5 protein-coding genes are annotated in these 10,696 nt (G+C 61.6%); 3 read left to right on the forward strand and 2 right to left on the reverse strand.

Annotated features, from left to right (window positions below; genetic code table 11):
* Together dxs (HU144_RS00050) and acnA (HU144_RS00055) are read right to left on the reverse strand one after the other, a co-directional pair.
* The coding region (gene dxs, locus HU144_RS00050; protein WP_235349567.1) for a 1-deoxy-D-xylulose-5-phosphate synthase at positions 1-2,026 on the reverse strand (2,026 nt) is incomplete at its 3' end.
* 259 nt (positions 2,027-2,285) lie between these two features.
* Positions 2,286-4,970 (reverse strand): aconitate hydratase AcnA, encoded by a 2,685-nt coding sequence (acnA, locus tag HU144_RS00055; protein ID WP_235349568.1) that lies wholly within the window; start codon positions 4,968-4,970, stop codon positions 2,286-2,288.
* 275 nt (positions 4,971-5,245) lie between these two features.
* Between acnA (HU144_RS00055) and HU144_RS00060 the strand changes: the two genes are divergently transcribed.
* The 3 genes from HU144_RS00060 to dxs (HU144_RS00070) all read left to right on the forward strand — a co-directional run bounded on the left by HU144_RS00060 (position 5,246) and on the right by dxs (HU144_RS00070) (position 10,634).
* The gene (locus tag HU144_RS00060; protein ID WP_235349569.1) at positions 5,246-5,488 is read left to right on the forward strand and encodes a hypothetical protein; all 243 of its coding nucleotides are present in this window, start codon (positions 5,246-5,248) and stop codon (positions 5,486-5,488) included.
* A 243-nt stretch (positions 5,489-5,731) separates the two neighbouring features.
* Positions 5,732-8,416, forward strand: a complete 2,685-nt coding sequence (gene acnA / locus HU144_RS00065) for an aconitate hydratase AcnA (protein ID WP_235349568.1) — start codon at positions 5,732-5,734, stop codon at positions 8,414-8,416.
* Between the two features lie 259 nt (positions 8,417-8,675).
* Positions 8,676-10,634 carry a 1-deoxy-D-xylulose-5-phosphate synthase gene (gene dxs / locus HU144_RS00070; protein WP_235349570.1) on the forward strand — a complete coding sequence of 653 codons (1,959 nt, stop codon included), beginning with the start codon at positions 8,676-8,678 and terminating at the stop codon, positions 10,632-10,634.
* Positions 10,635-10,696: the final 62 nt, after the last annotated feature.

Here is a 10,696-nt window from a genome sequence, read left to right on the forward strand (position 1 = left end):
TCGAATTGAGTGCTCCGATGCTCAGAGATGCCATCGAGTCCTTGCCTGCCAGCCTGAGGTTCTTGCCAGTCAGATGGCCCTGCTGGTCAGACGGCTCTGCGTGATCCTTGCTGGCCCGGTTCCTGACCTCTGACGGCAGAATGTGAACGATCTCGGAGACCATTGTGGCCACGTCGAGTCCTGCATATTCGAGGATCTCGTCGCGGGTGCCCTGCGGCAGGAACTCATCAGGGGCGCCTAGTTCGAGGACGCCGACCCGCGAGTCAGCCGCCCGCAGATCGCTGCGGATCTGCGAACCGATTCCGCCGACCTTGACACCGTCCTCGATGACAGCAACCAGGCTGTGCTCAACGGCCATGTCGATGACTCCGCCTGGCACAGGCAGAACCCAACGCGGGTCGACGATCGTTGAGGCGATTCCGTGGTCGGCCAGTTCTTCGGCCACTTCCTGAGCGCGCCCGGCGAACGGACCGACGGAGACGATGAGCACGTCTTTGGAGGAACCTGCTGGGACCTCTCGCAGAACGTCGACGCCGTCATCGAGGCGACGCAGCGCAGGAATATCTGTGCCTACGCTTCCACGAGGGAAGCGGATCACGGTCGGTGCGTCCTCGATGGCGACGGCTTCGGCCAGCTCCTCTGTCAGACGCGCGGCGTCACGAGGGGCTGCCAGTTTGAGACCGGGCACGATACGCAGCATCGCCATGTCCCAGATTCCGTGGTGACTGGCGCCGTCCGGTCCGGTGATTCCGGCACGGTCGAGGACGAAGGTGACCCCCTGGCCGTGCAGGGCCACGTCCATGAGCAGCTGGTCGAAGGCGCGGTTGAGGAACGTCGCATAGATGCACACGACGGGGTGCAGCCCGCCATAGGAGAGTCCCGCGGCGGATGCCACCGCGTGCTGTTCGGCGATGCCGACGTCGAAGACCCGCTCCGGGTATGCCTCGGCGAACTTTGCGAGGCCGACCGGCAGGAGCATCGCCGCTGTGACGGCGACGATGTCCTCGCGCGTCTGTGCGATCCGGAGCACCTCTTGGCCGAAGACGGACGTCCATGAGGTCTGCTTCGACGGTGTCGACTTGCCGGTGAGCGGATCGATGACGCCGACGGAGTGGAACTGATCAGCGTCGTCGTTGAGAGCCGGATCGTAGCCCTGGCCCTTCTGGGTGATCATGTGCACGATGACGGGTCCGCCGTCGTATTGCTTGGCCCGTTGGAGGGCCTTCTCGACCATCGGCAGGTCGTGTCCGTCGACCGGTCCGAGGTACTTGATGCCGAGTTCGTCGAACATTCCTGCCTGCTCCGCGCTGACCATGTCCTTGAGACCTCGTTTGACCCCGTGGATGGCACTGTAGGCGGCGCGTCCGGGTACGCCCGACTGCCTCAGCGTCGACTTTCCCCAGGACAACAGCTTTTCGTATCCCGAGGTGGTGCGCAGTTCGTCGAGGTGCTCAGCGAACCCGCCGACCGTCGGCGCGTAGGAGCGGCCGTTGTCGTTGACGACGATGATGAGCTTGCGCGGTGGTGTCGATTTGTCGGCCGCAATGGTGTTCAGAGCTTCCCAGGCCATACCGCCGGTGAGTGCTCCGTCGCCGATGACAGCGACGACGTGGCGATCGCTTTCGCCCTTGAGCTGATGCGCTTTGGCGATTCCGTCGGCCCAGGACAAAGATGCCGAAGCGTGGGAGTTCTCGATAACGTCATGTTCGCTCTCGGCCCGGCTGGGGTATCCGGAGAGCCCATCACGCTGGCGCAGACTCGAGAAGTCCTCCATGCGTCCGGTGAGGAGTTTGTGAACGTAGGTCTGGTGACCGACGTCGAAGAGGATCGTGTCGTGAGGAGATTCGAACACGCGATGGAGACCAACAGTGAGTTCGACCACGCCGAGGTTGGGGCCGAGGTGTCCACCTGTGCCGGCGACGGCCGTGACCAGGTAGTCCCTGATCTCCTTCGCCAGAACTTCGCATTCGGCATCGTCGAGCTCACGCAGCTGAGATGGCGAGTTCATCGACTCGAGGAATGTCATTCGGCCTCGCTCCTGAATGCAAAATAGTTGGTCTGATACTGCAATTTCCGCTCGAATCATCTTAACGCCTCACGACGCAGAGTTGGTCCACCCGCCGGTTCTGCAGGCACTGATTGTGTCTGGTTACACTCCCCTGGGCGTCCCTTCACAGCTGTCCGATCCCGCGGGTTCTCACGTCCAAACGACGACGAAGGCCGGCGGGTTGAACCCACCGGCCTTCGTCAATCAACGGTGCCGCCGAAGAGGCAGCAGCCTGAGATCAAGCAGTCGCGAGCTGGCGCAGCACGTACTGCAGGATGCCGCCGTTACGGTAGTAATCGGCTTCACCCGGGGTGTCGATGCGGACCACTGCATCGAAGTCGACGGTGGTTCCGTCTTCCTTCGCGGCCGTCACCTTGACGGTCTTGGGGGTCTTGCCCTCGTTGAGCTCGGTGATGCCGGAGATCGAGAAGGTCTCCGTGCCATCAAGGCCCAGCGAGTCAGCTGACTCGCCGACGGGGAACTGCAGCGGCACAACGCCCATGCCGATGAGGTTCGAGCGGTGGATGCGCTCGAAGCTCTCGGTGATGACGGCTTCGACGCCGAGCAGCTTCGTGCCCTTGGCAGCCCAGTCACGTGAGGAACCCGAACCGTATTCCTTGCCACCGAGGATGACAAGAGGGGTGTCGGTCTTCGCGTAGTTCACGGATGCGTCGAAGATCGAGGTCTGCGGACCGCCCTCCTGCGTGAAGTCGCGGGTGAAGCCACCCTGGACTCCGTCAAGGAGCTGGTTCTGGAGACGGATGTTCGCGAACGTGCCGCGGATCATCACCTCGTGATTGCCGCGACGCGAACCGAAGGAGTTGAAGTCCTTGCGCTCGACACCGTGCTCGATGAGGTACTTGCCGGCCGGGGTATCGGCCTTGAAGGAACCTGCAGGCGAGATGTGGTCGGTGGTGACTGAGTCGCCGAGCTTCGCCAGCACGCGTGCGCCCTTGATGTCGGAAACGGGTTCTGCTTCCAGACCCATTCCGTCGAAGAAGGTGGGTTTGCGCACGTAGGTCGACTCATCGTCCCACTCGAAGATCGCACCTTCTGGCGTCTGCAGAGCCTTCCAGCGGTCGTCACCTTCGAAGATCCGGCCGTATTCCTCGTCGAACATATCTGTCGAGATCGACGAAGCGATGACCGATTCGACCTCTTCCGGTGAGGGCCACAGATCCTTGAGGTAGACGTCCACGCCTTCCGAGTCTTGACCCAGGGGCTGGTTCTCGAAGTCGAAGTCCATGGTTCCGGCCAGAGCATAGGCGATGACCAGTGGAGGCGAGGCAAGGTAGTTCATCTTCACATCGGGGCTGATGCGGCCCTCGAAGTTACGGTTGCCGGAGAGAACTGCACTGACCGCCAGGTCGTTGTCCTGGATGCTCTCCGAGATATCGGAATCGAGCGGTCCGGAGTTGCCGATGCAGGTGGTGCAGCCGTAGCCGACGACGAAGAAGTTGAGTGCCTCGAGGTCCTCGATGAGGTTGGCCTTCTTGTAATACTCGGTGACGACCTTCGAACCCGGAGCGATGGAGGTCTTGACCCAGGGCTTGGAGTTGAGTCCGCGTTTGCGAGCATTGCGGGCCAGGAGGCCTGCAGCCAGCATCACCGATGGGTTCGAGGTGTTGGTGCACGAAGTGATCGACGCGATCGCCACAGCACCGTTGGCCAGTTCGAAGCTGGATCCGTCGCCGGTGGTGACGGGAGCCGACTTGTTCTCTTCGCCGGGCTTCGCGTAGTTGTGGATGTCCTTGGCGAACTGGTTCTTCGCGTCGGAGAGTTCGATGCGGTCCTGCGGGCGCTTCGGTCCTGAGATCGAAGGCACGACGGAGGAGAGATCGAGCTCGATGTACTCCGAGTACTCAACTTCCTTGCTGGGGTCGTGCCACAGGCCCTGGGCCTTGGCATAGTCCTCAACCAGCTGGATCTGTTCGGCCGAACGACCGGTGAGCTTCAGGTAGTCGATGGTGACTTCGTCGATCGGGAAGATCGCAGCGGTCGAACCGAACTCGGGGCTCATGTTGCCGATCGTCGCGCGGTTGGCCAGAGGCACCGCGGAGACGCCCTCGCCGTAGAACTCGACGAACTTTCCGACTGCTCCGTGCTGACGCAGCATATCGGTGATCGTGAGCACGACGTCCGTTGCGGTCACACCGGAGGGGATTTCGCCGGTCAGCTTGAAGCCGACGACGCGAGGGATGAGCATCGAGACGGGCTGGCCGAGCATTGCTGCCTCTGCTTCGATTCCGCCGACGCCCCAGCCGAGCACACCGAGCCCGTTGACCATGGTGGTGTGGGAGTCGGTGCCGACCAGGGTGTCCGGGTAGGCGCGGAGCACACCGTCGACCTCACGCGGCATGACGACGCGTGCGAGGTGCTCGATGTTGACCTGGTGGACGATGCCCATGCCTGGAGGAACGACCTTGAAGTCGTCGAAGGCCGTCTGGCCCCAGCGCAGGAACTGGTAGCGCTCACCGTTGCGCTTGTACTCCATGTCCATGTTGAGCTCGATCGCTTCGGCGGTGCCGAAGTTGTCGATCTGAACCGAGTGGTCGATGACCAGCTCGGCCGGAGCCAGCGGGTTGACCTGTTCCGGCTTTCCACCGAGCTCGACGACCTTCTCGCGCATTGTCGCGAGGTCGACGATGCAGGGCACGCCGGTGAAGTCCTGCATGACCACACGGGCGGGGGTGAACTGAATTTCCGTAGCCGGCTCAGCACTGGGATCCCAGCTGCCGAGGGCTTCGATATGCTCCGAAGTGATATTCGCACCGTCTTCAGTGCGCAGCAGATTCTCCAACAGCACTTTGAGGCTGAATGGAAGCTTCTCTGATCCTGGGACCTGATCCAGGCGATAGATCTCGTAATCCGTTTCGCCTACGGTCAGGGTGCTCTTCGATTTGAACGTATCGACGTTGCTCATCGTGATTCTCCTGTTTCATCCGACACTCATCCAAGAAACCGGGCCAGCCCGTGAGCCGCGCACCGATTTACGCGACACAAATGTTTCCAAAAGTATCTTGACGTCAAGATAAATTCTATCTCATTTGCTCGCCCTTGACCACCTTCGGAGCATGGCCTGTCGGTGAACTGAGAATCGGGTTTTCCCCAAGTCACAGTCCGGACAACTCCCGCGCGAAGCGGTGCTGCGAAACACTAATCTGGAGTCACATCAGCAGCTGCGAACTAGGAGCATTCATGGACCCGTTCACTCTCGGAGCCGGATTCGGATTCGGGGCACTCCTCGTCGGCATCATCTTCGCCGTCATCTGTCGAACCCTGGCCGATGAGAAGGGCCGCTCAGATGAGCGGCCCTTCTCATCGGCCAGGGTTCGACAGATGACGGCGAAGATGATGCCGACGAGGAGTGCCCCGAATCCGAATCCGGCTCCGAGAGTGAACGGGTCCATGAATGCTCCTAGTTCGCAGCTGCTGATGTGACTCCAGATTAGTGTTTCGCAGCACCGCTTCGCGCGGGAGTTGTCCGGACTGTGACTTGGGAAAACCCGATTCTCAGTTCACCGACAGGCCATGCTCCGAAGGTGGTCAAGGGCGAGCAAATGAGATAGAATTTATCTTGACGTCAAGATACTTTTGGAACATTTGTGTCGCGTAAATCGGTGCGCGGCTCACGGGCTGGCCCGGTTTTCTTGGATGAGTGTCGGATGAAACAGGAGAATCACGATGAGCAACGTCGATACGTTCAAATCGAAGAGCACCCTGACCGTAGGCGAAACGGATTACGAGATCTATCGCCTGGATCAGGTCCCAGGATCAGAGAAGCTTCCATTCAGCCTCAAAGTGCTGTTGGAGAATCTGCTGCGCACTGAAGACGGTGCGAATATCACTTCGGAGCATATCGAAGCCCTCGGCAGCTGGGATCCCAGTGCTGAGCCGGCTACGGAAATTCAGTTCACCCCCGCCCGTGTGGTCATGCAGGACTTCACCGGCGTGCCCTGCATCGTCGACCTCGCGACAATGCGCGAGAAGGTCGTCGAGCTCGGTGGAAAGCCGGAACAGGTCAACCCGCTGGCTCCGGCCGAGCTGGTCATCGACCACTCGGTTCAGATCGACAACTTCGGCACCGCCGAAGCGATCGAGCTCAACATGGACATGGAGTACAAGCGCAACGGTGAGCGCTACCAGTTCCTGCGCTGGGGCCAGACGGCCTTCGACGACTTCAAGGTCGTTCCTCCAGGCATGGGCATCGTCCACCAGGTCAACATCGAGCACCTCGCACGCGTCGTCATGCCGCGTGAGGTCGACGGTGTGCTCCGCGCCTACCCGGACACCCTGGTCGGCACCGACTCCCACACCACCATGGTCAACGGGCTCGGTGTGCTCGGCTGGGGCGTCGGCGGAATCGAAGCAGAGGCAGCAATGCTCGGCCAGCCCGTCTCGATGCTCATCCCTCGCGTCGTCGGCTTCAAGCTGACCGGCGAAATCCCCTCCGGTGTGACCGCAACGGACGTCGTGCTCACGATCACCGATATGCTGCGTCAGCACGGAGCAGTCGGAAAGTTCGTCGAGTTCTACGGCGAGGGCGTCTCCGCGGTGCCTCTGGCCAACCGCGCGACGATCGGCAACATGAGCCCCGAGTTCGGTTCGACCGCTGCGATCTTCCCGATCGACGAAGTCACCATCGACTACCTGAAGCTCACCGGTCGTTCGGCCGAACAGATCCAGCTGGTTGAGGACTATGCCAAGGCCCAGGGCCTGTGGCACGACCCCAGCAAGGAAGTTGAGTACTCGGAGTACATCGAGCTCGATCTCTCCTCCGTCGTGCCTTCGATCTCAGGACCGAAGCGCCCGCAGGACCGCATCGAACTCTCCGACGCGAAGAACCAGTTCGCCAAGGACATCCACAACTACGCGAAGCCCGGCGAAGAGAACAAGTCGGCTCCCGTCACCACCGGCGACGGATCCAGCTTCGAACTGGCCAACGGTGCTGTGGCGATCGCGTCGATCACTTCGTGCACCAACACCTCGAACCCATCGGTGATGCTGGCTGCAGGCCTCCTGGCCCGCAATGCTCGCAAACGCGGACTCAACTCCAAGCCCTGGGTCAAGACCTCCATCGCTCCGGGTTCGAAGGTCGTCACCGAGTATTACAAGAAGGCCAACCTCATCGAGGACCTCGAGGCACTCAACTTCTTCGTCGTCGGCTACGGCTGCACCACCTGCATCGGCAACTCCGGACCGCTCGATTCCGATATCTCGGAGAGCATCCAGGACAACGACCTGGCGGTCAGTGCAGTTCTCTCCGGCAACCGTAACTTCGAGGGCCGCATCAGCCCCGATGTGAAGATGAACTACCTTGCCTCGCCTCCACTGGTCATCGCCTATGCTCTGGCCGGAACCATGGACTTCGACTTCGAGAACCAGCCCCTGGGTCAAGACTCGGAAGGCGTGGACGTCTACCTCAAGGATCTGTGGCCCTCACCGGAAGAGGTCGAATCGGTCATCGCTTCGTCGATCTCGACAGATATGTTCGACGAGGAATACGGCCGGATCTTCGAAGGTGACGACCGCTGGAAGGCTCTGCAGACGCCAGAAGGTGCGATCTTCGAGTGGGACGATGAGTCGACCTACGTGCGCAAACCCACCTTCTTCGACGGAATGGGTCTGGAAGCAGAACCCGTTTCCGACATCAAGGGCGCACGCGTGCTGGCGAAGCTCGGCGACTCAGTCACCACCGACCACATCTCGCCTGCAGGTTCCTTCAAGGCCGATACCCCGGCCGGCAAGTACCTCATCGAGCACGGTGTCGAGCGCAAGGACTTCAACTCCTTCGGTTCGCGTCGCGGCAATCACGAGGTGATGATCCGCGGCACGTTCGCGAACATCCGTCTCCAGAACCAGCTCCTTGACGGAGTCCAGGGTGGCTTCACCCGCGACTTCACGCAGGAGGGCGGTCCGCAGACCTCGATCTTCGACGCATCCGTGAACTACGCGAAGACCGACACCCCTCTTGTCATCCTCGGTGGCAAGGAATACGGTTCGGGTTCCTCACGTGACTGGGCTGCCAAGGGCACGAAGCTGCTCGGCGTCGAAGCCGTCATCACCGAGAGCTTCGAGCGCATCCACCGCTCGAACCTCATCGGCATGGGCGTTGTGCCGCTGCAGTTCCCCGTCGGCGAGTCAGCTGACTCGCTGGGCCTTGATGGCACGGAGACCTTCTCGATCTCCGGCATCACCGAGCTCAACGAGGGCAAGACCCCCAAGACCGTCAAGGTGACGGCCGCGAAGGAAGACGGAACCACCGTCGACTTCGATGCAGTGGTCCGCATCGACACCCCGGGTGAAGCCGATTACTACCGTAACGGCGGCATCCTGCAGTACGTGCTGCGCCAGCTCGCGACTGCTTGATCTCAGGCTGCTGCCTCTTCGGCGGCACCGTTGATTGACGAAGGCCGGTGGGTTCAACCCGCCGGCCTTCGTCGTCGTTTGGACGTGAGAACCCGCGGGATCGGACAGCTGTGAAGGGACGCCCAGGGGAGTGTAACCAGACACAATCAGTGCCTGCAGAACCGGCGGGTGGACCAACTCTGCGTCGTGAGGCGTTAAGATGATTCGAGCGGAAATTGCAGTATCAGACCAACTATTTTGCATTCAGGAGCGAGGCCGAATGACATTCCTCGAGTCGATGAACTCGCCATCTCAGCTGCGTGAGCTCGACGATGCCGAATGCGAAGTTCTGGCGAAGGAGATCAGGGACTACCTGGTCACGGCCGTCGCCGGCACAGGTGGACACCTCGGCCCCAACCTCGGCGTGGTCGAACTCACTGTTGGTCTCCATCGCGTGTTCGAATCTCCTCACGACACGATCCTCTTCGACGTCGGTCACCAGACCTACGTTCACAAACTCCTCACCGGACGCATGGAGGACTTCTCGAGTCTGCGCCAGCGTGATGGGCTCTCCGGATACCCCAGCCGGGCCGAGAGCGAACATGACGTTATCGAGAACTCCCACGCTTCGGCATCTTTGTCCTGGGCCGACGGAATCGCCAAAGCGCATCAGCTCAAGGGCGAAAGCGATCGCCACGTCGTCGCTGTCATCGGCGACGGAGCACTCACCGGCGGTATGGCCTGGGAAGCTCTGAACACCATTGCGGCCGACAAATCGACACCACCGCGCAAGCTCATCATCGTCGTCAACGACAACGGCCGCTCCTACGCGCCGACGGTCGGCGGGTTCGCTGAGCACCTCGACGAACTGCGCACCACCTCGGGATACGAAAAGCTGTTGTCCTGGGGAAAGTCGACGCTGAGGCAGTCGGGCGTACCCGGACGCGCCGCCTACAGTGCCATCCACGGGGTCAAACGAGGTCTCAAGGACATGGTCAGCGCGGAGCAGGCAGGAATGTTCGACGAACTCGGCATCAAGTACCTCGGACCGGTCGACGGACACGACCTGCCGATGGTCGAGAAGGCCCTCCAACGGGCCAAGCAATACGACGGCGGACCCGTCATCGTGCACATGATCACCCAGAAGGGCCAGGGCTACGATCCGGCTCTCAACGACGACGCTGATCAGTTCCACTCCGTCGGCGTCATCGATCCGCTCACCGGCAAGTCGACACCGTCGAAGCAGACCTCATGGACGTCCGTCTTCGGCCAAGAGGTGCTCCGGATCGCACAGACGCGCGAGGACATCGTCGCCGTCACAGCGGCGATGCTCCTGCCGGTCGGCCTCGCAAAGTTCGCCGAGGCATACCCGGAGCGGGTCTTCGACGTCGGCATCGCCGAACAGCACGCGGTGGCATCCGCCGCGGGACTCTCCTATGGCGGGCTGCACCCCGTCGTGTGCATCTATGCGACGTTCCTCAACCGCGCCTTCGACCAGCTGCTCATGGACGTGGCCCTGCACGGCCAGGGGGTCACCTTCGTCCTCGACCGTGCCGGAATCACCGGACCGGACGGCGCCAGTCACCACGGAATCTGGGACATGGCGATGCTGCGTATCGTGCCCGGTCTCAAACTGGCAGCCCCTCGTGACGCCGCGCGTCTGACAGAGGAGCTGGCCGAAGCCGTCGCCATCGAGGACGCACCGACCGTGATCCGCTTCCCTCGTGGAAGCGTAGGCACAGATATTCCTGCGCTGCGTCGCCTCGATGACGGCGTCGACGTTCTGCGAGAGGTCCCAGCAGGTTCCTCCAAAGACGTGCTCATCGTCTCCGTCGGTCCGTTCGCCGGGCGCGCTCAGGAAGTGGCCGAAGAACTGGCCGACCACGGAATCGCCTCAACGATCGTCGACCCGCGTTGGGTTCTGCCTGTGCCAGGCGGAGTCATCGACATGGCCGTTGAGCACAGCCTGGTTGCTGTCATCGAGGACGGTGTCAAGGTCGGCGGAATCGGTTCGCAGATCCGCAGCGATCTGCGGGCGGCTGACTCGCGGGTCGGCGTCCTCGAACTAGGCGCCCCTGATGAGTTCCTGCCGCAGGGCACCCGCGACGAGATCCTCGAATATGCAGGACTCGACGTGGCCACAATGGTCTCCCGAGATCGTTCACATTCTGCCGTCAGAGGTCAGGAACCGGGCCCAGCAAGGATCACGCAGAGCCGTCTGACCAGCAGGGCCATCTGACTGGCAAGAACCTCAGGCTGCAGGCAAGGACTCGATGGCATCTCTGAGCATCGGAGCACTCA

Origin of the sequence: Brevibacterium sp. UCMA 11752 (genome assembly GCF_021532235.1) — a bacterium.
Taxonomy (GTDB): domain Bacteria; phylum Actinomycetota; class Actinomycetes; order Actinomycetales; family Brevibacteriaceae; genus Brevibacterium; species Brevibacterium antiquum.

Excerpts from the sequence above, each read along its gene's own strand:
- acnA (WP_235349568.1), bottom strand. The coding sequence starts at position 4,970 with ATGAGCAACGTCGATACGTTCAAATCGAAGAGCACCCTGACCGTAGGC.
- HU144_RS00060 (WP_235349569.1), top strand. The coding sequence starts at position 5,246 with ATGGACCCGTTCACTCTCGGAGCCGGATTCGGATTCGGGGCACTCCTC.
- acnA (WP_235349568.1), top strand. The coding sequence starts at position 5,732 with ATGAGCAACGTCGATACGTTCAAATCGAAGAGCACCCTGACCGTAGGC.
- dxs (WP_235349570.1), top strand. The coding sequence starts at position 8,676 with ATGACATTCCTCGAGTCGATGAACTCGCCATCTCAGCTGCGTGAGCTC.